This window comes from Agromyces sp. NPDC029043, assembly GCF_055564615.1.
This window is the reverse complement of record NZ_JBVHVX010000001.1, coordinates 422,883-447,314: the sequence shown is the minus strand read 5'-3', so window position 1 is coordinate 447,314 and position 24,432 is coordinate 422,883. Positions and strand designations below refer to the sequence as shown.

At 69.7% G+C, this 24,432-nt stretch carries 25 protein-coding genes and 2 tRNA genes; 16 read left to right on the top strand and 11 right to left on the bottom strand.

From position 1 onward, the window contains the following. Window positions 1-50: 50 nt before the first annotated feature. From recF to ACZ4TW_RS02070, 9 genes are all read left to right on the top strand, one after another. Window positions 51-1,364 (top strand): DNA replication/repair protein RecF, encoded by a 1,314-nt coding sequence (gene recF / locus ACZ4TW_RS02110; RefSeq protein WP_465539673.1) that lies wholly within the window; start codon window positions 51-53, stop codon window positions 1,362-1,364. Next, on the top strand, window positions 1,357-1,836 hold the full coding sequence (locus ACZ4TW_RS02105; RefSeq protein ID WP_465539672.1) for a DciA family protein: 480 nt from the start codon (window positions 1,357-1,359) through the stop codon (window positions 1,834-1,836). The genes recF and ACZ4TW_RS02105 overlap by 8 nt, the downstream gene beginning before the upstream one ends. 123 nt (window positions 1,837-1,959) lie before the next feature. After that, entirely contained in the window at window positions 1,960-3,975 is a 2,016-nt protein-coding gene (gene gyrB / locus ACZ4TW_RS02100) for a DNA topoisomerase (ATP-hydrolyzing) subunit B (RefSeq protein ID WP_465539670.1), read from the top strand. Continuing rightward, a complete protein-coding gene (gene gyrA, locus ACZ4TW_RS02095; RefSeq protein WP_465539668.1) occupies window positions 3,965-6,556 on the top strand; it encodes a DNA gyrase subunit A in 2,592 nt (863 codons plus the stop codon). The genes gyrB and gyrA overlap by 11 nt, the downstream gene beginning before the upstream one ends. Window positions 6,557-6,561: 5 nt before the next feature. After that, complete coding sequence (locus ACZ4TW_RS02090) at window positions 6,562-6,966, top strand: DUF3566 domain-containing protein (protein ID WP_465539667.1); 405 nt, start codon at window positions 6,562-6,564, stop codon at window positions 6,964-6,966. A 67-nt stretch (window positions 6,967-7,033) separates the two neighbouring features. Then, a tRNA-Ile gene (locus tag ACZ4TW_RS02085) sits at window positions 7,034-7,107 on the top strand. Window positions 7,108-7,147: 40 nt separating this feature from the next. Then, window positions 7,148-7,220: transfer RNA gene (locus ACZ4TW_RS02080), tRNA-Ala, on the top strand. 205 nt (window positions 7,221-7,425) lie between these two features. Further along, a complete protein-coding gene (locus tag ACZ4TW_RS02075) occupies window positions 7,426-7,644 on the top strand; it encodes a hypothetical protein (protein WP_465539665.1) in 219 nt (72 codons plus the stop codon). Window positions 7,645-7,839: 195 nt separating this feature from the next. After that, on the top strand, window positions 7,840-8,619 hold the full coding sequence (locus tag ACZ4TW_RS02070; protein ID WP_465539663.1) for a N5-glutamine methyltransferase family protein: 780 nt from the start codon (window positions 7,840-7,842) through the stop codon (window positions 8,617-8,619). On the opposite strand, the gene ACZ4TW_RS02065 is transcribed toward ACZ4TW_RS02070, so the two are convergent. Beyond that, window positions 8,616-8,978, bottom strand: a complete 363-nt coding sequence (locus ACZ4TW_RS02065; protein WP_465539661.1) for a GntR family transcriptional regulator — start codon at window positions 8,976-8,978, stop codon at window positions 8,616-8,618. The genes ACZ4TW_RS02070 and ACZ4TW_RS02065 overlap by 4 nt on opposite strands. A 142-nt stretch (window positions 8,979-9,120) precedes the next feature. On the opposite strand from ACZ4TW_RS02065, the gene ACZ4TW_RS02060 reads away from it, so the two are divergent. Both ACZ4TW_RS02060 and ACZ4TW_RS02055 read left to right on the top strand, forming a co-directional pair. Beyond that, complete coding sequence (locus ACZ4TW_RS02060; RefSeq protein ID WP_465539659.1) at window positions 9,121-9,942, top strand: hypothetical protein; 822 nt, start codon at window positions 9,121-9,123, stop codon at window positions 9,940-9,942. A 24-nt stretch (window positions 9,943-9,966) separates the two neighbouring features. Next, window positions 9,967-10,410: an NUDIX hydrolase gene (locus ACZ4TW_RS02055; protein WP_465539657.1), complete on the top strand. Its 444-nt coding sequence runs from the start codon at window positions 9,967-9,969 to the stop codon at window positions 10,408-10,410. Between the two features lie 92 nt (window positions 10,411-10,502). Here ACZ4TW_RS02055 and ACZ4TW_RS02050 read toward each other — a convergent pair whose 3' ends face one another. Continuing rightward, window positions 10,503-10,748 carry a hypothetical protein gene (locus ACZ4TW_RS02050; RefSeq protein ID WP_465539654.1) on the bottom strand — a complete coding sequence of 82 codons (246 nt, stop codon included), beginning with the start codon at window positions 10,746-10,748 and terminating at the stop codon, window positions 10,503-10,505. A gap of 560 nt (window positions 10,749-11,308) precedes the next feature. Continuing rightward, complete coding sequence (locus ACZ4TW_RS02045; RefSeq protein ID WP_465539652.1) at window positions 11,309-11,872, bottom strand: hypothetical protein; 564 nt, start codon at window positions 11,870-11,872, stop codon at window positions 11,309-11,311. 121 nt (window positions 11,873-11,993) lie between these two features. Here ACZ4TW_RS02045 and ACZ4TW_RS02040 point away from each other — a divergent pair, with 121 nt between their 5' ends. Both ACZ4TW_RS02040 and ACZ4TW_RS02035 read left to right on the top strand, forming a co-directional pair. After that, window positions 11,994-12,533, top strand: coding sequence for a peptidylprolyl isomerase (locus tag ACZ4TW_RS02040; protein WP_465539650.1), 540 nt, complete (start codon window positions 11,994-11,996; stop codon window positions 12,531-12,533). Between the two features lie 7 nt (window positions 12,534-12,540). Further along, window positions 12,541-13,398, top strand: coding sequence for a rhomboid family intramembrane serine protease (locus ACZ4TW_RS02035; RefSeq protein ID WP_465539648.1), 858 nt, complete (start codon window positions 12,541-12,543; stop codon window positions 13,396-13,398). A gap of 226 nt (window positions 13,399-13,624) precedes the next feature. Here the strand turns inward: ACZ4TW_RS02035 and ACZ4TW_RS02030 are convergent, their stop codons facing one another. Then, complete coding sequence (locus tag ACZ4TW_RS02030) at window positions 13,625-13,864, bottom strand: cell division protein CrgA (protein WP_465539646.1); 240 nt, start codon at window positions 13,862-13,864, stop codon at window positions 13,625-13,627. Window positions 13,865-13,958: 94 nt separating this feature from the next. Between ACZ4TW_RS02030 and ACZ4TW_RS02025 the strand changes: the two genes are divergently transcribed. The 3 genes from ACZ4TW_RS02025 to ACZ4TW_RS02015 are packed head-to-tail and all read left to right on the top strand — an operon-like array spanning window position 13,959 to window position 15,582. Continuing rightward, window positions 13,959-14,786, top strand: a complete 828-nt coding sequence (locus ACZ4TW_RS02025; protein ID WP_465539644.1) for a class E sortase — start codon at window positions 13,959-13,961, stop codon at window positions 14,784-14,786. Continuing rightward, complete coding sequence (locus tag ACZ4TW_RS02020; RefSeq protein ID WP_465539642.1) at window positions 14,783-14,944, top strand: hypothetical protein; 162 nt, start codon at window positions 14,783-14,785, stop codon at window positions 14,942-14,944. The genes ACZ4TW_RS02025 and ACZ4TW_RS02020 overlap by 4 nt, the downstream gene beginning before the upstream one ends. Continuing rightward, a complete protein-coding gene (locus ACZ4TW_RS02015; RefSeq protein WP_465539640.1) occupies window positions 14,941-15,582 on the top strand; it encodes an anthranilate synthase component II in 642 nt (213 codons plus the stop codon). The genes ACZ4TW_RS02020 and ACZ4TW_RS02015 overlap by 4 nt, the downstream gene beginning before the upstream one ends. A 5-nt stretch (window positions 15,583-15,587) precedes the next feature. On the opposite strand, the gene pknB is transcribed toward ACZ4TW_RS02015, so the two are convergent. The 7 genes from pknB to ACZ4TW_RS01980 form a co-directional block, all read right to left on the bottom strand. After that, complete coding sequence (gene pknB, locus ACZ4TW_RS02010) at window positions 15,588-17,294, bottom strand: Stk1 family PASTA domain-containing Ser/Thr kinase (RefSeq protein WP_465539638.1); 1,707 nt, start codon at window positions 17,292-17,294, stop codon at window positions 15,588-15,590. 22 nt (window positions 17,295-17,316) lie between these two features. Beyond that, window positions 17,317-19,014, bottom strand: a complete 1,698-nt coding sequence (locus tag ACZ4TW_RS02005) for a serine/threonine protein kinase (RefSeq protein ID WP_465539636.1) — start codon at window positions 19,012-19,014, stop codon at window positions 17,317-17,319. Further along, window positions 19,011-20,465 (bottom strand): peptidoglycan D,D-transpeptidase FtsI family protein, encoded by a 1,455-nt coding sequence (locus ACZ4TW_RS02000; RefSeq protein WP_465539634.1) that lies wholly within the window; start codon window positions 20,463-20,465, stop codon window positions 19,011-19,013. Before ACZ4TW_RS02000 ends, ACZ4TW_RS02005 begins: the two co-directional genes overlap by 4 nt. Then, window positions 20,462-21,793 carry an FtsW/RodA/SpoVE family cell cycle protein gene (locus tag ACZ4TW_RS01995; protein ID WP_465540251.1) on the bottom strand — a complete coding sequence of 444 codons (1,332 nt, stop codon included), beginning with the start codon at window positions 21,791-21,793 and terminating at the stop codon, window positions 20,462-20,464. Before ACZ4TW_RS01995 ends, ACZ4TW_RS02000 begins: the two co-directional genes overlap by 4 nt. 61 nt (window positions 21,794-21,854) lie before the next feature. Further along, complete coding sequence (locus ACZ4TW_RS01990) at window positions 21,855-23,087, bottom strand: PP2C family protein-serine/threonine phosphatase (RefSeq protein ID WP_465539632.1); 1,233 nt, start codon at window positions 23,085-23,087, stop codon at window positions 21,855-21,857. A gap of 3 nt (window positions 23,088-23,090) precedes the next feature. Then, the gene (locus tag ACZ4TW_RS01985; protein ID WP_465539630.1) at window positions 23,091-23,642 is read right to left on the bottom strand and encodes an FHA domain-containing protein FhaB/FipA; all 552 of its coding nucleotides are present in this window, start codon (window positions 23,640-23,642) and stop codon (window positions 23,091-23,093) included. After that, window positions 23,639-24,388, bottom strand: a complete 750-nt coding sequence (locus ACZ4TW_RS01980) for an FhaA domain-containing protein (protein WP_465539627.1) — start codon at window positions 24,386-24,388, stop codon at window positions 23,639-23,641. The genes ACZ4TW_RS01985 and ACZ4TW_RS01980 overlap by 4 nt, the downstream gene beginning before the upstream one ends. Window positions 24,389-24,432 lie beyond the last annotated feature (44 nt).

Here is a 24,432-nt window from a genome sequence, read left to right as displayed (position 1 = left end):
CTGTCGGCGGCGACGGGTAGCGTGGTGGTCTGCCAGAAGGGAGCCGCACCGTGCACGTCGCCAGGCTCTCCCTGACCGACTACCGCAACTACCGAACGGCCGATCTCGCCTTCGCTCCCGGCCCGACCGTCATCGTGGGCCGCAATGGGCAGGGTAAGACCAACCTCGTCGAGGCCGTCGGCTACCTCGCCACGCTCGGATCGCACCGCGTCTCGAGCGACCAGGCGCTGATCCGCGCGGGCGCCGAGGCCGCGGTGGTCCGCGCGGTTCTCGCCCACGGCGGTCGCGAGGTCCTGCTCGAGCTGCAGCTCAACCGGCAGGGCGCGAACCGCGCGCAGGTCAACCGCGCGGCGGCGAAGCCGCGCGACCTGCCGCGTTACGCGCACAGCGTGCTGTTCGCGCCCGAAGACCTCGCGATCGTGCGGGGCGAGCCGTCGGTGCGGCGCCGCCTGCTCGACGAGCTGCTCGTACAGCAGACTCCACGGCTCGCCGGCGTGATGGCCGACTACGAGCGCGTGCTCAAGCAGCGCAACTCGCTCCTGAAGAGCGCCCGCGCCCGAGGGCTGGCGGCCGCGCAGCTGCCGACGCTCGACATCTGGGATGAGCGCCTCGTCGGGCTGGGGTCCGAGCTCATCGACCGGCGGTTCGAGCTGGTCGGCGAGCTGCGGGCGCCGCTCGCGGCCGCCTACCGGTCGATCGTCGACGCCGATCACGCCCCCGAGCTGCGGCCGGTGCTCTCGATCGACGGCGCCGACCCCGACGACGAGTCCGCCGATGGCGGGTCGGCAGCCGGTGCTGCCGCGGCTGAGGCTCCAGGCGACGCCCCGGCCGACGTCGCCGAAGCAGCCCCGCGGCCCTCGACGGCCGAGCGCTTCGCCGCGACGCTCGCGACGCTCCGCCGCAAGGAGCTCGAGCGCGGCGTGACGCTCGCGGGCCCGCACCGCGACGACGTGCTCCTCCTTCTCAACGGCCTGCCGGCCAAGGGCTACGCGAGCCACGGCGAGTCGTGGTCGTTCGCGCTCGCGCTGCGCCTGGCGTCGGCCGAGCTCCTCCGGCGCGACTCGACCACCGGCGACCCCGTGCTCGTGCTCGACGACGTGTTCGCCGAGCTCGATCGCCTCCGCCGTGAGCGACTCGCCGCGGCGATCGGCGAGTACGAGCAGGTGCTCATCACCGCCGCCGTGCTCGAGGATGTGCCCGAGTCGCTCGCGCAGCGCGTCGTGCGCATCGACGCGGGTCGCGTCGTCGACGCGGACTCGAGCACTCCCGCTCCCGCCTCCGAGACGCAGCTCGAGCCCGCGTCCGGCCCCGACCGGGCGATCGAGGGCGCTCCCCAGCCCCAGCCGGAGGCATCCGGTGTCTGAAGCCGCCCGCACCTACCAGCACTTCCGCGAGATCTTCGGCGGGGAACCGCGCATCCGCCCGGGCCGGGCACGAGTCCGCACGCGCGAGACCACGGGAAGCGAGCCGTTCACGCCGGGCCGCGACCCGAAGCCCCTCGGCGCGGCCATCGACCAGCTCACCTCACAGCTCGGGTGGACCGGGCCGCTCTCCCAGCACGAGCTGCTCGCGACCTGGCCCGAGATCGCGGGCGACGAGATCGCGAGGCACTCCGACCCCATCGGGATCGAGGGGGGCGTGCTGCAGGTCCGCTGCGAGTCGACGGCGTGGGCGACCCAGCTCCGGTTGATGCGCGGCGAGCTGCTGGCGGCGATCCTCGACCGCCATCCGGGCGCGGGCGTCGAGACCATCCGCTTCCAAGGCCCGGATGCCCCCACCTGGAAAAGGGGTCCCAGATCGGTTCCAGGGCGCGGTCCGCGCGACACCTACGGCTGAGAGGGCAAAATCGGTCACTTCCCCTTCGTCGAGGCCTCAGAAGGGCGCGAAGCCGCCTGAGCCCGCCCCGGTCTTGATAGGATCAAGGGTCGCCAGAACGACGGTTTGGAGCCCGATTCACCCATGACAGCGGAACCGACGAAGGCCCAGGGTGCGCCCGAATACGGCGCCGACGCGATCCAGGTGCTCGAGGGCCTCGAAGCGGTTCGCAAGCGGCCGGGCATGTACATCGGCTCGACCGGCCCGCGCGGGCTCCACCATCTCGTGTACGAGATCGTCGACAACTCGGTCGACGAGGCGCTCGCGGGCTACGCGACCGACATCGACGTGACCATCCTCGAAGACGGGGGAGTGCGCGTCGTCGACGACGGGCGCGGCATCCCCGTCGACATCCACAAGACCGAGGGCCGCTCGACCGTGGAGGTCGTCCTCACGGTCCTCCACGCCGGCGGCAAGTTCGGCGGCGGCGGCTATGCGGTCTCCGGCGGCCTGCACGGCGTGGGTTCGTCGGTCGTCAACGCGCTGTCGAGCCGGCTCGAGGTGGAGGTCCGCCGTCAGGGCCACGTGTGGCGTCAGGCGTACGAGGTCGGGGTTCCCCAGGGCCCGCTCTCGCAAGATGAGGCGAGCGACGCGACCGGCACGACCATCACGTTCTGGCCGAGCGACGAGATCTTCGAGACGGTCGAGTTCGACTACGAAACCCTCCGCACCCGGTTCCAGCAGATGGCGTTCCTCAACAAGGGCCTGCGCATCACGCTCACCGACCTGCGGGTGGGCCACGTCGAGATCGACCCCGAGGACACGCCGACCACCGGCGCCATCACCATCCCCGCGCAGCGCACCGACACCTTCCTCTACGAGCGGGGCCTGGTCGACTACGTCGAGTACCTCAACCGGTCGAAGAAGGCCGACCTCGTCAACGACGAGATCATCTCGTTCGAGGCCGAGGACACCGAGCGCAAGATCGCGCTCGAGGTCGCCATGCAGTGGACGACGGCCTACACCGAGTCGGTGCACACCTACGCGAACACGATCAACACGCACGAGGGCGGCACCCACGAGGAGGGCTTCCGTGCGGCGCTCACGACGCTCGTGAACCGATACGCGCGCGAGAAGGGCATCCTCAAGGAGAAGGATGACAACCTCTCGGGCGACGACGTGCGCGAGGGCCTCACTGCGGTCATCTCGGTCAAGCTGTCCGAGCCGCAGTTCGAGGGCCAGACCAAGACCAAGCTCGGCAACACCGAGGCGAAGTCGTTCGTGCAACGCGTGGTCGGCGACCAGCTCGGCGACTGGTTCGACCGCAACCCGAACCAGGCGCGCGACATCATCCGCAAGGCGCTCCAGGCCGCGACCGCGCGGATCGCGGCGCGCAAGGCGCGCGAGGCGACCCGCCGCAAGGGCTTCCTCGAGACGAGCGGCATGCCGGGCAAGCTCAGCGACTGCACGAGCAAGGACCCGACGATCTCCGAGATCTTCCTCGTCGAGGGCGACTCGGCCGGCGGCTCCGCGAAGACCGGCCGCAACCCCGAGACGCAGGCGATCCTGCCGCTTCGCGGCAAGATCCTCAACGTGGAGAAGGCCCGCCTCGACCGGGCCCTCGGCAACGCCGAGATCCAGGCCATGATCACCGCCTTCGGTACGGGCATCGGCGAGGACTTCAACCCCGAGAAGGCCCGCTACCACAAGATCGTGCTCATGGCCGACGCCGACGTCGACGGCCAGCACATCACCACGCTGCTGCTCACCCTGCTGTTCCGCTACATGCGGCCGCTCATCGAGATGGGGTACGTCTACCTCGCCCAGCCGCCGCTGTATCGCATCAAGTGGTCCAACGCCGACCACGACTACGTGTACTCCGACCGCGAGCGCGACGCCGTGATCGCCGACGGCCAGGCGGCCGGCCGGCGCCTCCCCAAGGAGAACGGCGTGCAACGGTACAAGGGCCTCGGCGAGATGAACCACCAAGAGCTGTGGGACACCACGATGAATCCCGAGTCCCGCACGCTCCTGCAGGTGACGATGGATGACGCGGCCGCGGCCGACGAGATCTTCTCCACCCTGATGGGCGACGACGTCGAGAGCCGTCGCTCCTTCATCCAGAAGAACGCGAAGGACGTGCGTTTCCTTGACATCTGACGTGATCGAGCCCGGCGCCGGCGACGGCGAGGGCTTCGGCATCCACGGCCGCATCGACCAGGTCGACCTGCATCTCGAGATGCAGCGCTCCTACCTCGACTATGCGATGAGCGTGATCATCGGGCGCGCCCTCCCCGACGTGCGCGACGGCCTCAAGCCCGTGCATCGCCGTGTGATCTACACCATGTACGACGGCGGCTACCGGCCCGACCGCGCGTTCTCGAAGTGCACGCGCGTCATCGGCGATGTCATGGGCCAGTTCCATCCGCACGGCGACAGCGCGGTGTACGACTCGCTCGTCCGGCTCGTGCAGCCGTGGGCGCTCCGATACCCGCTCGCGCTCGGCCAGGGCAACTTCGGCTCGCCCGGCAACGACGGCGCCGCCGCGCACCGGTACACCGAGACCAAGATGTCGCCGCTGGCCATGGAGATGGTCCGCGACATCGAGGAAGACACCGTCGACTTCCAGGACAACTACGACGGTCGCACGCAGGAGCCGACGGTCCTGCCGAGCCGCTTCCCGAACCTGCTCGTGAACGGCTCGGTCGGCATCGCGGTCGGCATGGCCACCAACATCCCGCCGCACAACCTGCGCGAGGTGTCCGAGGGCGCGCTCTGGGCGCTCGAGCACCCGGAGGCGTCCCGCGAAGAGCTCCAGGAGGCGCTGATCCAGCGCATCAAGGGGCCCGACTTCCCGACGGGCGCGCAGATCCTGGGCGTGAAGGGCATCCACGACGCCTATCGAACCGGTCGTGGCTCGATCACGATGCGCGCCGTCGTCAGCGTCGAGGAGATCCAGGGCCGCACCTGCCTGGTGGTCACCGAGCTGCCCTACCAGGTGAACCCCGACAACCTCGCGATCAAGATCGCCGACCTGGTCAAGGACGGCAAGCTCTCGGGCATCGCCGACATCCGCGACGAGACCTCGGGCCGCACCGGCCAGCGCCTCGTGATCGTGCTCAAGCGCGACGCGGTGGCCAAGGTGGTGCTGAACAACCTCTACAAGCACACCCAGCTGCAGGACAACTTCGGCGCGAACATGCTCGCGATCGTCGACGGCGTCCCGCGCACGCTCTCGATCGACGGCTTCATCGCGCACTGGATCGACCACCAGATCGAGGTCATCGTCCGCCGCACCGAGTTCCGCCTGCGCAAGGCGGAGGAGCGGATGCACATCCTGCGCGGCTACCTCAAGGCGCTCGACGCGCTCGACGAGGTCATCGCGCTGATCCGCCGCTCCGCAACCGCGGAAGACGCCCGCGACGGGCTGATCGAGCTGCTCGACATCGACGAGCTCCAGGCCCGCGCCATCCTCGAGCTGCAGCTGCGCCGGCTCGCGGCACTCGAGCGCCAGAAGATCATGGACGAGGCCGCCGAGCTCGAACGCCAGATCGCCGACTACCGTGAGATCCTCGTCTCCCCGCTCCGCCAGCGCAGCATCATCTCCGACGAGCTCCGCGAGATCGTCGGCAAGTTCGGCGACGAGCGCCGCACGCACATCGTGCCGGGCTTCGACGGCGACATGTCGGTGGAGGACCTCATCCCCGAGGAGGAGATGGTGGTCACGGTCACGCGTGGCGGCTACGTCAAGCGCACGCGCAGCGACAACTACCGGTCGCAGCACCGGGGTGGCAAGGGAGTGAAGGGCGCGCAGTTGCGGGCCGACGACGTCGTCGACCACTTCTTCGTCACGACCACCCACCACTGGCTGCTGTTCTTCACGAACATGGGCCGCGTGTACCGCGCCAAGGCCTATGAGATCCAAGAGGCGGGTCGCGACGCCAAGGGCCAGCACGTCGCGAACCTGCTCGAGCTGCAGCCCGACGAGGAGATCGCCGAGATCCTCGACATCCGCGACTACGAGGTCGCGACGTACCTCGTGCTCGCGACCCGCGACGGCCTCGTCAAGAAGACCGAGCTCACGGCGTACGACACCAACCGCTCCCGCGGCGTCATCGCGATCAACCTGCGCGAGGGCGACGAGCTCGTCTCCGCGATGCTCGTCGACGAGCACGACGAGATCCTCCTCGTGTCGAAGAAGGGCATGTCGCTCCGCTTCGAGGCGACCGACGAGGCGCTGCGCCCCATGGGTCGATCGACCTCCGGGGTGAAGGGCATGTCGTTCCGGTCGGGCGACGAGCTGCTCGCGGCATCCGTCGTGCCCCACTCGATCGACGAGTCCGAGCTCGCGGGCGAGGCGAACGGCGGCAGCCCGAGCGACACGTACGTCTTCGTCGTGACCGAGGGCGGCTACGCGAAGCGCACGCGCATCGAGGACTACCGCCCGCAACAGCGCGGTGGCCTGGGCATCAAAGTGGCCAAGCTGAACGTGGAGCGGGGCGACCTCGCCGGGGCGATCATCGTGGGCGGCGGCGACGAGGTCCTCGTGGTTCTTGCCAGCGGCAAGGTGGTACGCTCTGACGTCGCCGAGGTGCCCGCCAAGGGCAGGGACACCATGGGCGTCGTGTTCGCGAAGTTCGATGCAGCAGACCGCATCATCGCCATCGCGAAGAATTCCGAGCGGAATCTCACGGAGGAAGCCGCAGAAGCCGAAGCGGCCGAGCCCGCAGGAGAGGAGTGACCGTCATGAGTAGCGTTGCCGAGAAACTGGCCGGCAAGTCGAACCGGAAGCCCCCCGCCAAGCAGGTGCGGCTGCGCCTGGTCTACATCGACTTCTGGTCGGCGGTGAAGCTGTCGTTCCTGGTCGCGGTGTGCCTCGCGGTCGTGAACATCGTGGCGTCGTTCCTCGTGTTCACGATCGTGCAGTCGACCGGCCTGTTCGAGAACCTGAACAGCCTGGTGCAGGATGTCGCGGGCGCCGGCACCGATCTTCGCTCCATCCTGTCGATCGGCAACGTGATGGGCTTCGCGATCGTCGTGTCGCTGCTGAACCTCGTCGTGACGACCGCCCTCGGCGCCGTCGTCGCGGTGCTGTACAACCTCAGCGTCAAGATCACGGGCGGCATCCTGGTGGGCTTCACCAACAACTGATCCGCAGCGTTCGGCTCGATTCGGAGATTCACGACCCTTCGGGTAGTCTTTCCTTCGGCCGAAATTCGGGGATATAGCTCAGGCGGTTAGAGCGCTTCGCTGATAACGAAGAGGTCCGAGGTTCAAGTCCTCGTATCCCCACTCCGACAACTCCACAACCGGATGCCGCGGCATCCGCCCGGGGGCCTTAGCTCAGTTGGTAGAGCGCCTGCTTTGCAAGCAGGATGTCAGGAGTTCGAATCTCCTAGGCTCCACAGTGTCGTGACACGCCGGTCATCGCACGGCGTCCACTCCCCCTGCGCTCGTCCGATGCGCGTGGCTCTCGCCCGGCCGTCGACCTCCCCGACCTGCCGCCGGCGCTTCCGGAAAAATCGACCGCCGGGTGCATCCGAACCGGCGCTGCGATGAGAAGTATCGGTATCGGGTGAATAGGCACCCGCCGATCGAAGGGGAAGTCCAATGAAGCGCATTCTCGCCACCGGATTCATCGCCGCCCTCGCCACGTTCGGCTTCGCCGGCGCCGCGCACGCTGCGCCCGCCGACGCCGCCTGCTTCGGCCAGATCCACAAGACGATCAACACGGAAGGCGCCCTCGGCTTCACGAAGGTCGGAGACGTCGTCAAGTTCGCCGGCGGCCAGGGCAAGAACGAGATCGCCCGGGGGATCTGCGGCGGCTGAGCCGTCCTGACGCTTCTCGGCACCGTCGTCGGCGGCTCGGAATCCTCGCGTCCGAGCCGCCGACTCGCGTGCAACCCCGTGGACGCGGCCGCGGGCCGACCCGGTCGAGCTCGATTCCGTTCTGCGGTGTCGCTCCGGTCGTGGCGTCGGCCTCGCACACGGAGGTCGGTGTGCGGACGTCCTAGGCTCCACTCTGTGGATGATTCGTCCGACGCGCTCGTCGATCGATTGCGTGCCGCCGGGTGCGTGTTCGCCGAGGAGGAGGCCGCGATCCTCCTCGAGCGCTCCGGGAACGACGCGACCGAACTGGAGTCGCTCGTCGCTCGCCGTGAGGCGGGCGCGCCGCTCGAGATGCTCGTCGGATGGGTGGGCTTCGGTCGGCTGCGGCTCGCGGTAGGGCAAGGAGTGTTCGTCCCGCGGCAACGCTCGCTCCTGCTCGCGAGCGCGGCGATTCGAGCCGCGCGCGACCAGGCCGACCCCGTCGTCCTCGAGCCCTTCTGCGGCGTCGCGCCCATCGCGGCGTCCGTCGCGAACGCGATCCCGACCGCCGAGGTGCATGCGGCGGATCTCGATCCGGTCGCGTTGGGCTACGCGCGACGGAACCTCCCGACGGGCGCCGGGGTGTACGAGAGCGACGGGCTCGCCGGCGTGCCGTCGCCGCTCCGCGGACGGCTCACGCTCGTGGCATCCGTGCCGCCCTACGTGCCGACAGAGGCCGAACGATTCGTGCCGCGCGAGGCGCTCGACCACGAACCGGCGGCGACGCTCTTCGCGGGCGCGGACGGGCTCGATCATGTGCGGGCGCTCGTCGACGAACTGACGGGATGGCTGCGCCCCGACGGACTGGTGCTCATCGAGCTGAATCGTGCCCAGTATCCGCCCGCGGCGGAGGCGGCCCGGCAGGTCGGATGGCGGCCCTCTCCCCGGCACGGCGGTGACGGACAGACCACGCTGCTCGCGTTGCGGTCAGCCTAGGCGGACGCCGGGTCGGGGAGGTCGAGGATGAGATCGATGACGTCCTGTCGGGAGTAGCCGTACCGACGGGCGAACTCGACGAGTTCGCGCGTGCGCTGCACGACGGCTCCGCGCTCGGGTGCCGCGACGACCGAGACGCCGCGCCCGCGGCGGAACTCGAGCAGGCCCTCCTCGCGGAGGAGCCGGAGCGCACGGAGCACCGTGTTCGGGTTCACGCCGAGCACCGCGGCGAGGTCTTTCGCCGGCGGGAGACGGTCGCCGGGCCCGGCGTCGCCTTCGGCGATCGACCGCCGGATCTCGGCGGCAACCTGCTCGTAGAGGTCGGTCGGATCGCGTCGATCGAGCTTGACATCGATCATGATGCTAATGATAATAGTTTCATCGGTTGGAGGGCAAATGACCATCTCGACAGCCCGCCGCCCGCCAGACCGTCAGCAGTCCGACGGACGAGGAAATCCAAGACCACGACGCCCCAAGATTCCGGTACCCGCGATTCGCGAGGTGCGGGACCTCCCGCCGGCCCTGATCCAAGACGGAGCGATCTCCGAAGCGCGCCGCCATGCCCGTCGTCGCCGCACCGCGTACGCCCTGGTCGCCTCGCTGACCGCCGCCGCGCTCGGCGCAGCCGCACTCATGAGCCTCGACGGAACGCCGTCCGCGCCCGCCGGCGCCGTCCGTGAGGAGGCTGCGGGCCCCGGAGCCGGCGCCCCGACGGGCGACCCGGCAGATGTCGTCACCGCATGGAGCCGCATCCACGCAGGATGGGTGTTCGTCTACGCGGATGGCACTGTGCTCATCTCGTACGATGGGCGAGCCCCGGTCGGTCTCCGCCTGAACGAGCACGGGCTCGAACTCGTGCGGTCGGGCGGGGTGGAGGCCGACGCGTTCGTCACCGCACCGTGGACCATCCCCGTGTCGGCCTGGCTCGACGCCGACGCCCGCATCTACGATGCCGAGCGGTACGCGATCTGCCGCCCGCCGGGTCCGGAGGGCGAGCCCGGCACTCCGCTGGGCGATGTGACCGGCATCGTGCCTCGGCTTCCCGATGACGTCGGAGGCATCGTCTCCGGCACGACGACGATGTTCTCGACCGGGCCGTTCGGTGAGGGCTTCGCACCCGATGCCGGCGGTGCGACCGGCTGCTGGGTGCTCACTGCGACCGACGCCGATGCGCTCTGGACCCACACGCGAACCCGTGGTGAAGGCGCACTCGACGGTATCGAGTCGGCGTGGGTCGAACTGACGGCGACGGATGGATCGACGTTCGGACTCGTGGCGCTGCCGGTGCTGCCACACGGCGGGTTCGTGCTCTGGGGCGGCTGATTCCGCGACGGGTACAGTGGCGGGATGGACATCCGAATCGCCGCGTACGGAGTCATCATCCGCGACGGGGCCATCCTGCTGTCCCACTGGAACGAGCACGGCCGGTCAGCATGGACCCTGCCGGGCGGGGGCATCGAGCTCCCCGAGCACCCGGTCGAGGCCGCCAGGCGCGAGATCTTCGAGGAGACCGGCTACGAGGCCGAGATCGAACGCCTCCTCGGCATCGACACCATGGTGGTGCCGGCCGCGAAGCGGCACCACGGCACCGCCCCCCTGTACGCCATGCGCGTGGTCTACCGCGCGCGCGTGGTGGGTGGCGAGCTGCGCAACGAAGTCGGCGGCTCGAGCGACGAAGCGCGCTGGTTCCCCCTCGCCGACGTCGCCTCGCTCACGCGCGTGAGCCTGCTCGACATCGCGCTCCGGTTCAACGACCAGGAGCCGGCCGACGGGGTGCTGCCCCGCAACTGAGGCCGCCGGCGCCGGCCGCCGACACGGGAACGGCCCCGTCCGACGAGCGGACGGGGCCGTTCCGATCGGCTCCTGTGCGGCGGTCATGACGATCAGAGCGTCCTGGCCAGCACCGCGAGGGTGGTGAAGTTGTCGTCTCGCAGGCGACGCGCGTCGCGCTCGAGCTCGGTGCGCCGCGCGAGATCGTCGCTGCTGCGACGAGCCTCCGCCGCGCGGCTCCATGCCAGGAGTGCGAGACCGGCGCGGCGCGCGAGGCGCTCCCTGAGGCGACCGGCCTCGGCACGCACGGCTGCGGCCTGTTGCGAGGTCGACGTGGTGACGGTGAGTGAGGTGTTCACGGTGATTCCTTCATCGGATGGTGGTGCGAACGGATGGCGCGCGCGGGTGCACGGGCCGTGAGGAGACGTGAGGTGAGGCGCTCCAGCGCGGCAAGCCGCGGCATCCACCGCCGGTCAGGGCGGAAGGGACGCGAGCATCCGGTTGGGAGCCAGCCGGCGGCTCGCGCACGCCTCGGAACGTGGCGGGCGGAGCAGACGCCGGTGCGATGGAGGCCGGCTCGGGATGCGGAGCTGGGCTCGTCAGGCGGGCATTGGTCCTGCGGTCAGCGCAGAGAGCGCGACGTCAGCAGGCGCCGGAGGGCGCGACGCAGGAGGCGACCTCCGAGCGGATGGAATCATCGTGATGCGGCATCTTCATGGTGGTCTCGCCTCCTCTCGCTTTCGGGGCTTCGCCGGAATGGCGGGCCGAGCAATGAACCTAGCGGGTTTCGCGCCGGTTCCGCAAGCATGCATCCGGAATCATCGAGAAGTTCCGTGCGCGCACTGAGATCCGGTCGTGGGCGCACGACGAAGGCCCCCGGTCCGAACGAGCGGAGCGGGGGCCTTCGAGCAACCGTGGGTCAGATCACCGGCGAGGGCGCGGTGCCCGACGTGGCGGACGCGCTCGAGGTGCCCGAAGCGCCGGACGTGGCCGCCGACTCCTCATCGGCCACCCAGAGCTCGTCGTCGGCCCGGAACGTCTGCCAGACGGCGTAGGCGACGCCTGCCGCCGCGACGATGCCCGCCCCGATCGCGAGATAGGTGCCCACACCGGGGCCCGTCTTCTGCTGGACCACGACGCCGCGCGGCGACACGCGCTCGAGCGCACGCCGAACACGCGTGTCGTTGGCGATGTCGCCGATCGAGAGCAGCGAGCCGACGGCGCTGCCGATGGTGCGCTCGACGGACTCACCCGCACCGCGCGCCGCGACACGCGCGCGGTCGAAGCCGGGCCGCACGTAGCTCTCGTAGCCCGACCGCACCCGCGGAACGACCTCTTCCTGCGTCAGGAAACCGAGCTGCCGCCGCGCCTCACGCGCGACCCTGCTCGCGTGGTCCAGCACGTCCTGCTGGTCCCCCCACAGTTCCTCTGCACTGCTGCGCAGCCGCTTGAGTTCCTTCCGGCGCTTGCGTGACAGGCTCATCTCGACCTCCATCGTTGTGCAGCGAACTCCTCCATCCTGCCACCGAACGGGCTGGAAATGGGGTGGGAGTGCAGGGGGTTGCATACCGCGGGCCGAATCCTCACGTGAGAGAATCGTCGCTATGCCGAATCCCACCGCAGTCGCGACGATCACCACGAACCACGGCGACATCAAGGTCGACCTCTACGGCCACCACGCGCCCAAGACGGTCCAGAACTTCATCGGGCTCGCGACGGGCGAGATCGAGTGGACGCATCCCGGCACCGGGCAGACCTCGACCGACCCGCTCTACGACGGCGTGGTCTTCCACCGCATCATCCCCGGGTTCATGATCCAGGGCGGCGATCCCCTCGGACAGGGCATCGGCGGTCCGGGCTACCGCTTCGACGACGAGATCCACCCCGAGCTCGACTTCACCGAGCCCTACGTGCTCGCGATGGCCAACGCCGGCACCCAGGGCGGCCGCGGCACGAACGGCTCGCAGTTCTTCATCACGGTCGGCCCGACCACGTGGCTGCAGGGAAAGCACACCATCTTCGGCAAGGTGACGGATGCCGCGAGCCAGGGCGTCGTCGACAAGCTCGCGTCGGTGCCGACCGACGGCCGCGACCGTCCGCTCGACGACGTCGTGATCGAGAAGATCACCGTCGAGCAGCTCTGACCGAGCGGTGACCGACGCGGCGCCCCAGCGCTCGAACTTCTGCTACCGGCATCCCGACCGGCAGAGCTTCGTGCTGTGCCAGCGCTGCGGTCGAACCATCTGCGGTGAGTGCCAGACGCCCGCGCCCGTGGGTGTCATCTGCCCCGAGTGCATGCGAGAGCAGCGGGCGTCGGCTCCGCGCACGAAGCCCGCGGTGCTGACGCGCGCGCGTTCAGCCGCAGGGCGCGGCGCGCCGGTCGTGACGTATTCCCTGATCGGCATCACCCTCGCCGTCTACGTGCTGCAGCTCGTCCCCGGCCTCGCCGTCACGGATCGCCTGCTCTATGCGGGCGTGTACTCGATCCCGGGCAACTTCGAGCCATGGCGAATGCTCACCTCGGTGTTCGTCCACTCGACCGGGCTCATCTTCCACGTGCTGCTCAACATGTACACGCTGTGGATCTTCGGCCAGCTCCTCGAGGGGCTGCTGGGCCGGTGGCGGTTCCTGTCGCTGTACCTGATCTCCGGGCTGGCAGGCTCGGTCGGCGTCCTCTGGCTGGGCGATCCGCGCACCGGCGTCGTGGGCGCGTCCGGCGCGATCTTCGGCCTGCTCGGTGCCTTCCTCGTGATCCAGCGCCGGCTCGGCGGCAACGCGACGCAGTTGCTCATCCTGCTCGGGATCAACCTCGTCATCGGCTTCATCCCAGGATTCAACATCTCCTGGCAGGCGCATCTCGGCGGCCTGGTGGCCGGTGCGCTCGTCGGGTTCATCTTCGTCGAGACCCGCAAGCGCGATCAGCAAGGGCTCCAGGTCGGACTGCTGATCGGTCTGACCGTGATCCTGCTCGTGCTGAGCCTCCGGTACTTCGTGTTCCCCGTCTTCTGACGACCCCTGACACGGGAGCGGCCTCGGGTTATCCACAACGCTGTCCACAATTGGGGAGAGTTACACGGGTGTGATTCCACACGATGTCCGGAATTACGCGGATGACCCCGTTCCACAGGGTGTGGATGATGTGGACAAAGCTGTGGATGATGTGGATAACCCTGTGCAGAGACGCCAAGAGGCGGGGCGGTTGCCGCAGCATCCGCCCCGCCTCGAAGGATCGCCGTCAGCGCCAGCGTGTCGTCATGAGGAAGCCGACGAACGCGATGCCGAAGCCGATCAGGATGTTCCACGAGCCCAGCGCCGCGACCGGGAGAGCGCCCTGGCTCACGTAGAAGACGATGATCCAGAGCAGGCCCAGGAGCATGAACCCGAACATGACGGGCTTGAACCAGACGGGATTCGGCGCGTCCTCGCCGCTCGGCTGCTCCGCGCGAGCGGGCTTCGAAGATTTCGTGCGTGCCATGCGGGAGATTCTAGTCGAACAGCCTGCGGTACCCGATCCCGGGTGCGCAGACGCACGGCGGGACCGGTCGGCGGCGCCGAATAGAATCGTCCGCATGCCACGTGGCGGGCTCGACGGGGATGCCGGTCGCGACGCAGTCGCCGATCGGCTGGGTGTCGAGCCCACGACCCACCCGAGTGTTCGCGTCGTCGGCGTCCTCGGCGAACTGCTCCTCACGGCGGGCGCGATCGCCCTGCTCTTCCTCGGATGGCAGCTCTGGTGGAACGATCCCATCATGGCGTCGCAGCAGTCCCGCGCGGCATCCGATCTCTCGACCGACTGGCTCGAGCAAGCCCGGGCCGGCCCCCGCGCGGGTGAGCCGTCCGCGATGCCGGCGACGGATGCCGCCGACCACGGCGACCCCGTCGTCGACGCGACCGCGTATGCGAACGGCGACGCGTTCGCGATCATGTACGTGCCGCGCTTCGGAGAGGGGTCGCAACGCACCATCGCCGAGGGCGTCGGCCTCGATGTGCTCAACAGCGCCACGGCGGGTGTCGGCCATTACCCGGGCACGCAGATGCCCGGCGAGGTCGGCAACTTCGCCATCGCCGCGCATCGCAGCGCGTACGGCGGCGGGATGCACGAGATCGACCAGCTGCAGCTCGGCGACGCCATCCACATCCAGACGCGCGACGGCTGGTACACCTACCGATTCCGCGACCTCGAGTACGTCACCCCCGAGACGAGCGCGGTGCTCGCGGCCGTGCCCCACCGCCCAGACGTCACGCCGACCGACCGCATCGTCACGCTCACGAGCTGCAACCCGCTGGGCTCGACCGCCGAGCGGATCATCGCGTACGGCGTGCTCGAATCGTGGCAGGCTGCCGACGCCGGGCCGCCGTCCGAGATCGCCGCCGAGGTTGCGGGATGGGGAACATGATGTACGGTGCCTTGTGGCGCATCCTTCCCGGCCCGGCCTGGGTGCGCGTCGTCCTCCTGCTGGCGATCCTCGCCGGCGTGGTCTTCGTCCTGTTCACCTGGGTCTTCCCCTGGGTCGACGGCATCATCAATCCAATCGACGTCACGGTGGAGCAATGACCCGGATCCTCGTCATCGACAACTACGACAGCTTCGTCTACACGCTGAACGGCTACCTGCAGGAGCTCGGAGCCCAGACCGACGTGGTGCGCAACGACGACATCGCGACGCCCGAGGTCGCCGAGCGCATGGCCGAGTACGACGGCGTGCTGATCTCGCCCGGCCCCGGCAAGCCCGCCGACGCCGGCGTGTCCATTCCCGTCGTTGAGGCCGCCCTGCACTCGGGGCAGCCGCTGCTCGGCGTGTGCCTCGGTCACCAGGCGATCGCCGAGGCGTTCGGGGCGACGGTCACGAATGCCGAAGAGCTGATGCACGGCAAGACGTCCCGGATCACGCACGACGACAGCGCGTTCTACGAGGGGGTTCCGCAGCCCTTCACGGCGACGCGCTACCACTCGCTGGCCGTCGTCGACGGAACGGTGCCCGAGGAGCTGGTCGTCACCAGCCGCACGCAGGGCGGGGTGATCATGGGACTGCGCCACGAGTCGGCCCCGATCTTCGGCGTCCAGTTCCACCCGGAGTCGGTGCTCACCGAAGGCGGCTACCGGATGCTCGGGAACTGGCTCGAGGTCGCGGGCCTGCCCGAGGCGAAGGAGCGCGCGCGCTCACTCAACCCCCTCGTGCGGGCCGCCGACTGAGCGACTCAGCCCGCGCAGTACGCGAGCTCGACCTCGGACTTCTGCGGCACGTCGCCCGGCGGCAGGGACTGCCGGATCACGGGTGAGCCCGCCTCCGACGCGCAACTCGAGTCGGGCACCGGAACCGCGCTCAGCTGGAGCGTCGACGTGCCCAGGTACGAGGAGGCGGCCTGCAGCGACTGACCGGTCAGGTCGGGCAGCGTCACCAGGCCGCTCGAGATCCGGAAGTTGACCGTGCCGCCCGCCTCCGTCGACGCGCCCGCAGCCGGGTCGGTCGCGAGCACGATGCCCTCGGCGACGGTCGGCGAGTTCTCCCGGGTCTCGCTGCCGGCGACCAGGCCGGCCGCCTGGAGGTCGGCCTTGGCCTCCTCGAGCGGCTTGTTCACGACGTTGGGGACGGTCACCGCCTCACGGCCCGTCGAGATGTAGACGTTCACCGGCGTGCCGGTGTCGACGATCTCGCCTTCTGCCGGTTCGGTCCGGATGACCTCGCCGGCCGGTATGGTGTCGTTCGTCTCCTCCATCTTGGTGGCCGGCAGCGTCAACGACTGCAGTTCGTTCGCCGCCTCCTCCCAGGTCAGCCCCGCCAGGCTCGGGACCTCACGCGAGTTCGACGGCAGATCGTCGGACGGCTGGAGGTTGAACGCCCAGTACATGACGGCGACGACGATCACGACGACCGCGATGATGCCCGACCAGATCCAGATCGCCGGAGGGCGACGCTGCGTGCGCGACATCGTGTCGTCCTCGGTGAGCTGCCGCAGTGCGAGCTCGGAGGTCGACAACGCCCCGGTCGGGGTGCCGAAGAACATGGCCGCCTCGTCGGTCTTCCGCTGCGAGGGCAGGCGACCGGATGCCGCGGCATCGACGTCGGCACGGAACTCGGCCGCGGTCTGGTACCGCACGTTCCGGTCCTTCGCGAGCGCGTGCATCACCACCGAGTCGAGTGCCGGCGAGACCTTCGGGTTGATCACGCTCGGCTTGACGGGACGCTCGCTCACGTGCTGGTAGGCGACCGCGACCGGGGTGTCGCCGCGGAACGGCGGGCGCCCCGTGAGCATCTCGAACAGCACGACCCCCGTGCTGTAGAGGTCGGTGCGGGCGTCGACCGTCTCGCCCTTCGCCTGCTCGGGCGAGAAGTACGACGCGGTCCCGAGGATCGCCGTGGTCTGGGCGACCGTCGTCGCCGAGTCGGAGACGGCGCGCGCGATGCCGAAGTCCATGACCTTCACCTGGCCGGTGGTGCTGATCATGATGTTGCCGGGCTTGATGTCGCGGTGCACGACGCCCGCCCGGTGCGAGTACTCGATCGCGGTGAGCACGCCGTCGATGACGCGGGCCGCCGCGAGCGGGTCGAGCGGACCCTCGTGGATGATGTCCTTGAGGAGGCGACCCTCGACGAACTCCATCACGATGAAGGGCAGCTGGACCTCCTGCCCGGACGAATCGCGCACCGTCTCCTCGCCGGCGTCGAACACGCGCACGATCGTCGGGTGCGCCATCCGCGCCGCCGATTGGGCCTCCTGGCGGAAGCGCATCCGGAACGCCGGGTCGGTGGCCAGTTGCGGCTTCAGGAGCTTGATGGCGACCTGGCGGCCCAGTCGCATGTCGGTGCCGGCATGGACGTCGGACATGCCGCCGCGACCGATGAGGGCGCCCACGCGGTACCGTCCCGCGAGCATGCGTCCGTCATCGTTCACGGTGCCTCCCATCGTGGTGGACTTCGGCTGTGGTTCAGTCGCCGACGGTGACCGTCGCCGCCGGGGACGCCGGAGACGACCCGCCACCGCTGCAGGTGTACAGGTACGTGACCTGGTGCGTGGTGCCCGACTGCTCCGACGCGGAGAACTGGAAGCTCGTTCCCGAGACGGAGGTCGAGGCGCCGTCGACCGACACCTGGTAGCCGGTCAGCTCCTGACCGGCCGGACAGGACGCGGCCGGCCAGCTCACGTTCACCGGCTCGCCGGGCGAGGGGTCGGCCGGCTGGACCGTCGGGGCGCTCGACGGGGCGCTCGGTGCGGCGGGCGACGTGAGATAGGTCACCGTGATGGCCGAGCCGACCGTGAGGGTGCCGCTCGGGTTCACGTCGGAGACCGTGTTGGCCTGCGCGGCCGTGTCGGCGGGCTGACCCTCCTGGGTCGTGACGGCGAAGCCGGCCTGCTCGAGTTCGGCGCGGACCTCGTCGACGTTCCGGCCGATGTACGCGGCACGATCGACGGTGACGGTCTCGGGGGCCGCGGTCGTCGGCGGGGGCGGCGGCGGGGTCGTCGTCGTGGGAGGCGCGCTCGTCGTGGTGCGCGCGGGCGTCGTGCTCTGGGTGGGGTCGGGGTCGTCGCCGCTGTTCACGGCCAGGGCGATCAGCGTGCCGATGAGCACGAGCGCGAGCAGTGCGATGAGGACGATGAGCGGCCAGGTCCACGGGCTCCGCTTCTTCTGCGGCTCGGCCGTCTCCTCCTCGGTCTCGGTCGTGGTCATCGCCGCGCCGGCAGCACCTGCCGGGAGGACCGTGGTCGCCGCGGTGTTCGCGCCCTGCTGCGGCAGGAGCGCGGTGGCGGCGGTCGCACCGGCTGCGGCGCCGAGGACCGCGGGAACGGCCGTGGCCGCACCGCGGACATCGCCTCGCCGCAGCGCGTTCGCCGCACGCGCGAGGTGCGCCGCGGTCTGCGGCCGGTCGGCCGGGTTCTTCGCGATGCAGGCGTAGACGAGGTTGCGCACCGGCTCGGACACCGTGACGGGGAGGTCGGGCGGCGTCTCGTTGATCTGCGCCATCGCGATCGCGACCTGCGACTCGCCGGTGAACGGTCGTCGTCCGGCGAGGCACTCGTACGCGACGATCCCGAGCGAGTAGATGTCGGTGGTCGGCGACGCAGGGTGTCCGGACGCCTGCTCGGGTGAAAGGTACTGCACCGTGCCCATCACCTGGCCGGTCGCCGTGAGCGGCACCTGGTCGGCGATCCGGGCGATGCCGAAGTCGGTGATCTTCACGCGGCCGTCGGGAGTGATGAGCAGGTTGCCCGGCTTGATGTCGCGGTGGACGAGACCCGCGGCGTGCGCGGCCTGCAGGGCCGACGCCGTCTGCGCGACGATGTCGAGCACCTTGTCGGTCGAGAGCACGTGCTCGCGCTCGAGGATCGTCGAGAGCGCCTCGCCGGGCACGAGCTCCATGACGAGGTAGGCGCTGCCCTCCTCCTCGCCGTAGTCGAAGACATTGGCGATGCCCTCGTGGTTCACGAGGGCGGCGTGGCGAGCTTCGGCGCGGAAGCGCTCGAGGAAGCCCGGGTCGCCGAGGTACTCGTCCTTCAGGATCTTGATGGCGACCTGCCGCCCGATGACGAGGTCGGTGGCCTGCCAGACCTCGCCCATACCGCCGATGGCGATCCGGGACTGGAGTTCGTACCGTCCTCCGAAGGTGAGCCCAGCGCTCGGTCTCATTTGTTCAGCACCGCCTCTAGTACCTGTTTCGCCACGGGCGCGGCAATTCCGTTGCCGAACCCCTCCTGACCAAGTCCCCCGCCGTCTTCCACGAGTACCGTGATCGCATACTGAGGGTCGTCGGCGGGGGCAAAACCGGTGAACCACAAGGTGTAGGGGTCATCCTCGCCGTTCTCCGCTGTACCCGTCTTACCGGCCACGCTGACGCCGTCTATTCTTGCATTACTCGCGGCGCCGTTCTCGACGCCGGCGACCATCATCTCGGTCATCGTCCGGGCGGTCTCCTCGCTGATCGCGCGACCGAACTGGGAGGCCTCGAACTCCTGGATGGAGCGGAAGTCGGGAGCCGTGATGGAGTCGACGAGCTCGGGGTTCATCACGATCCCGCCGTTGGCGATCGCGGCCGAGACCATGGCCATCTGCAGCGGCGTCGCTCGCACCTCGCCCTGCCCGAAGCCGGTGAGCGCGGTCTGCGGCTCGTCGGGGTTCGCGGGATAGGTGCTCGTCTCGGTGGGGTTCGGCGTCGTGAAGTTCGTGTTGAACCCGAACTTCTCGGCCTGCGCGCGGATGGCGTCGTCGCCCAGCTGGAGCGCGAGCTCGGCGAACGGGATGTTGCACGAGAGGCGCAGCGCGGTCGCGAGCGTGACCTCGGAGCCGCCGCCGCAGCTGCCGCCGCTCGAGTTCCTGACAACCGAGTTCGTGCCCGGGAGCGTGAACTCCGCCGGGTTCGGGAACGTCGAGTCGGGCGTGTACTGGCCCGATTCGAGCGCGGCCGCGGTCATCACGAGCTTGAACACCGAACCGGGCGGGTTCATGTCGCCACCGGTCGCGCGGTTGAACAGCGGGTCGGCCGGGTCCTGGAGGAGGGCGTCGTAGGTCTCCTCGACCTGGGCGCCGTTGTGCACCGCGAGCGAGTTCGGGTCGTAGGTGGGCTTCGTGACCATCGCGATGATCCGGCCCGTCGCCGGCTCGGTGACGATGACCGCGCCGGTGTAGTCGCCGAGCGCGTCCCACGCGGCCTGCTGCGCCACCGGGTCGATGGCGACCTCGACCGAGGCGCCCATGGGGTCCTGGCCCGAGACGATGCGGTTGAGCGAGTCGAAGAACTGCGATTCGGACCGGCCGCTGAGCTCGGCGTTGAGGGACTGCTCGAGCCCGGTCGCCTCGCCGTTGACGGGGATGAACCCGGTGACCGGTGCGTAGAGCGGGCCGTTCGCGTACACGCGCTGGAACTTGTAGTCGTCGTCGGACGGCTCGGAGAAGGCGATGGGCTCCCCGCCGACGAGGATCGGCCCGCGCTCGACCGAGTAGCTCTGGTAGAGCGTGCGGGCGTTGCGCGGATCGGCCGCGAGGTTCTCGGCCTGCACGTACTGGATGACCGTCGTCGAGACGAAGAGCGTCAGGAACATGAGGAGGGCGACGATCGTCACCCGCTTGAGCTCGCGGTTCATCCGTCGATCACCAGCCTCGGGTGGTTGCGGACCGTGTCGGAGAGCCGGAGCAGCAGCGCGACGATGATCCAGTTCGCGACGAGCGACGAGCCGCCCGCCGCGAGGAAGGGGGTGGTCAGGCCGGTGAGCGGGATGACACGCGTCACACCGCCGACGACGATGAACACCTGCAACGCGACGACGAACGCGAGGCCCACGCCGAGGAGCTTGCCGAAGTCGTCCTGTCCGGCGAAGCCGATGCGGAAGCCGCGGGCGACGAAGAGCACGTAGAGGGCGAGGATCGCGAAGACGCCGGCGAGGCCGAGCTCCTCGCCGAGGCTCGCGATGATGTAGTCGCTCTGGGGCACGGGGGTCAGGTCGGGCCGCCCCTGGCCGAGGCCGGTTCCGATGAGCCCGCCGTTCGCGAGGCCGAAGAGGCCCTGGACGAGCTGGTAGGAGCCCCCTGTGGCCTCGTACACCTCGGGGTTGAATGCGTCGAGCCAGTTGCGGAACCGGCCGTTGACGTAGTCGAGCGTCTGGCTCGCGAGGATCGCGCCGCCGAAGAACAGGCTGAGCCCGATCACGACCCAGGAGAGGCGGCTCGTGGCGACGTAGAGCATCACGAGGAACAGCCCGAAGTAGAGCAGGGCGGTACCGAGGTCGCGCTGGAAGACGATGACCGCCATCGAGAGCGCCCACACGACGAGCAGCGGACCGAGGTCCCGCGCGCGCGGGAATCGCATGCCGAGGAACGTGCGGCCCACCATCGACAACGAGTCGCGGTTGCGGACGAGGTAGCCGGCGAAGAACACCGCGAGGGCGATCTTCGCGATCTCACCGGGCTGGAAGGTCGCGAAGTCGCCGAAGCCGATCCAGACTCGCGCGCCGCTGACCTGGCGACCGAGGCCCGGCACGAGGGGCAGCAGGAGCAGCACGATGGCGATGAGGCCGGAGAGGTAGGTGTAGCGGAAGAGCACCCGGTGATTGCGGATCAGCAGGATGGTGGCCAGTGCGGCGACGATCGCGATGACGCTCCACGCGATCTGCCGCACCGCCGCGCTGTCCCAGCCGGCGTCGCCGGTGGCGATGTCGATGCGGTAGATCATGGCGATGCCGAGCCCGTTCAGCACCGTCGCGATGGGCAGCAGGAACGGATCGGCGTCGCGGGCGACGAAGCGCATCGCGATGTGCAGGCCGAACACGAGGGCGGAGAGGCCGGCGCCGAGCAGGACGAGCTGCGTGTCGATGCGGCCCAGCGCGCCGAGCTGCACGAGCACGATGGCGCCGGCGTTGATGACGCAGGCCGCGACGAGCAGCCCGAGTTCGAGGTTCCGGAGCTTCTGCGGCATGCGGATGCGACGGACGCTCGCCGTCGCGGGTGCGCGTTCCGCGGTGCGCCGGCCGCCTGACTCACTCAACGGACTCCTCCAATCGGGACACGATCCGGAAGGCCTCCTCGAGTGAACCGGCGCTGATCGTCTGCTCGACGCGCTGCTGGTCGTACACGCGCAGGTCGGCGATGTCGACGCCGGTCTCCGAGTGCAGGTGGTTGAGCGAGATCGGTCCGAGGTCCTGCTGGATGCCCTGGTACACGGCGACTCGGCCGTTGTACTCGCCGACGTAGTACCGGGTCTGCGTCCACCGGTAGCCGATGGCGAAGGCCGTGACGATCGCCGCGATCAGCAGGACGATCCAGAGGCCCCACATGAAACGCCGACGGCGTCGACGGCGCTCGTCCTCCTCGATCAGCTCGTCGAAGTACTCGGCCGAGTCGGGCTCGAAGTGCGTCTCCTGCACGGGGTGCGGTCGGAACGGCGTGAGGCGGATGCCCGGGCGCCGCACGGGTTCGGGCGCCGTGCCGAAGGCGAGGGGTGCCGCCGCGGAGCCCACCACGAGCGGCGGCGTCTCGGGGGCCGGCGGATCGCCGATGTCGATGACGACGACCGTGACGTTGTCGGGAGCCCCGCCGTCGAGGGAGGCCTTGACGAGCCGGTCGGCGACCTGCTTCGCCCCGGCGTCGCTGGAGAGGATCTCGTGCAGCTCGTCGAACGACACGACGCCCGACAGCCCGTCGGAGCACAGCATCCAGCGGTCGCCGGGGTGCGTGTCGATGACGAGGGTGTCGATCTCGGGCGAGGCCTCGACGTCGCCCAGCACGCGCATGAGCACCGATCGCCGAGGGTGCACCATCGCCTCCTCGGCCGTGATCCGGCCGGCGTCGACGAGGCGTTGCACGAAGGTGTGGTCGGTGGAGACCTGGCTGAGCTCGCCCGAGCGGAAGAGGTACACCCGCGAGTCGCCGATGTGGGCGATGACGACGCGATCCTGCTGCACGAGCATGGCGCTCACCGTGGTGCCCATGCCGGTGAGCTCGGAGTGGTCGGCGACGGTCTCCTCGAGGCTGCGGTTGGCCGAGAGCAGCGACTCCTCGAGGGCGGCGGCGGCCGCCTGCGAGCTCTCGTAGTCGCCGTCGGCCTCGGCGATCCGCTTGGTGGCGATCGCGCTGGCGACGTCGCCGCCGGCGTGGCCCCCCATGCCGTCGGCCACGAGGAACAGACGCCGGCCCGCGTAGCCCGAGTCCTGGTTGTTGGAGCGGACCCGGCCGACGTGCGAGACGGCCGCGCTCGCCTTGACGCTCGCCATGCGCTACCGCCGCAGCTCGAACGTCGTCGCTCCGACCTTGACGGTGGCTCCGAGCGGGATGGGCGTCGGCACGGTGACTCGGGAGCCGTTGAGGAACGTGCCGTTGGTGGAGTCGAGGTCCTGGATCATCCAGCGGCCGTTCCACAGCATCAGGCGGGCGTGGTGGGTGGAGGTGTAGTCGTCGCGGATGATGATCGCCGAGTCGCTCGACCGGCCGATCGTGATCTCGTCGCGGCCGAGGGGGAACTCGGCGCCGGCCTTGGCGCCCGACGTGATGACCAGGCGTGTGGCGTTCTCGGTCGTCGCATCGCCGCCGACGGATGCCGCGGGGGGCGCGGGACGTGACACGGCGGCGGTCGGCGCATCGGGACCGGCCGGCACGGCGGACCGCACCGGCGCGGGGGCGGGCGCGGCAGCGGCCGCCGCCTCGGGCTGGAGCTTCCGCACGCGCTGCCCGAAGAGGTCGCTCCGGAGTGCGTACACGATGGCGAAGACGAAGACCCAGAGCAGCAGCAGGAAGCCGAGCTGCAGGACGAGGAGGGTCAGTTCACTCATTGCGCCGGCCCCCAGAACCCGCCTGCATCGGGACGCTGGGCGCCGGGGTCGACGCGGCGGCCGGCCTGGGTGTCGGAGGGATCGGCTTGGGCGAGCACGCGGAACACGATACGCGAGCGGCCGATGGTGATCACGGAATCGGGTTCGAGCACGGCGTCGGAGACGGGCGCGCCGTTGACCTGCGTGCCGTTGGTGGAGCCGAGGTCGCGGACGCGGGCGCGCGCCCCATCCCACTGCACCTCGGCGTGTCGCCGGGACGCGCCGGAGTCGTCGAGGGTCACGTCGGCCTCGCTGCCCCGGCCGATGACGGTGCGCCCCTTGAGGATCGGGAACCGCCGGCCGTCGACGTCGAGCACGGGCGTCCACGCGACGCGCCCCTTCACGTTCTGCGAGTCGACCTGCACCATGCCCTCGGCCAGACCGGGATCGGGCTGGAGCGAGATGGTGATGCCGCCGGCGAACTGGAAGCGCTGGCTCGCCGCGTGCTTCTGCACGAGGTCGACGAGCTCATCGATGAGTGCGGGGCCGAGCGACGACATCCGCTGGTGGTCGGCCGGCGACATCCGCACGGCGAACCGGTTGGGCACGAGGACCCGGTCACGGGAGACGACGGCGGCCTTGGTGTCGATCTCGCGCTTGAGCGCGGCGGTGATCTCGACGGGCTGCAGCCCCGAGCGGAAGGTCTTCGCGAATGCGCCGTTGACGGCGCGTTCGAGACCCTTCTCGAAGTTGTCCAGTAGGCCCACAGGGTCTCCGTCCGGTCCGTGATTCGACTGACATGCTAGCCGCA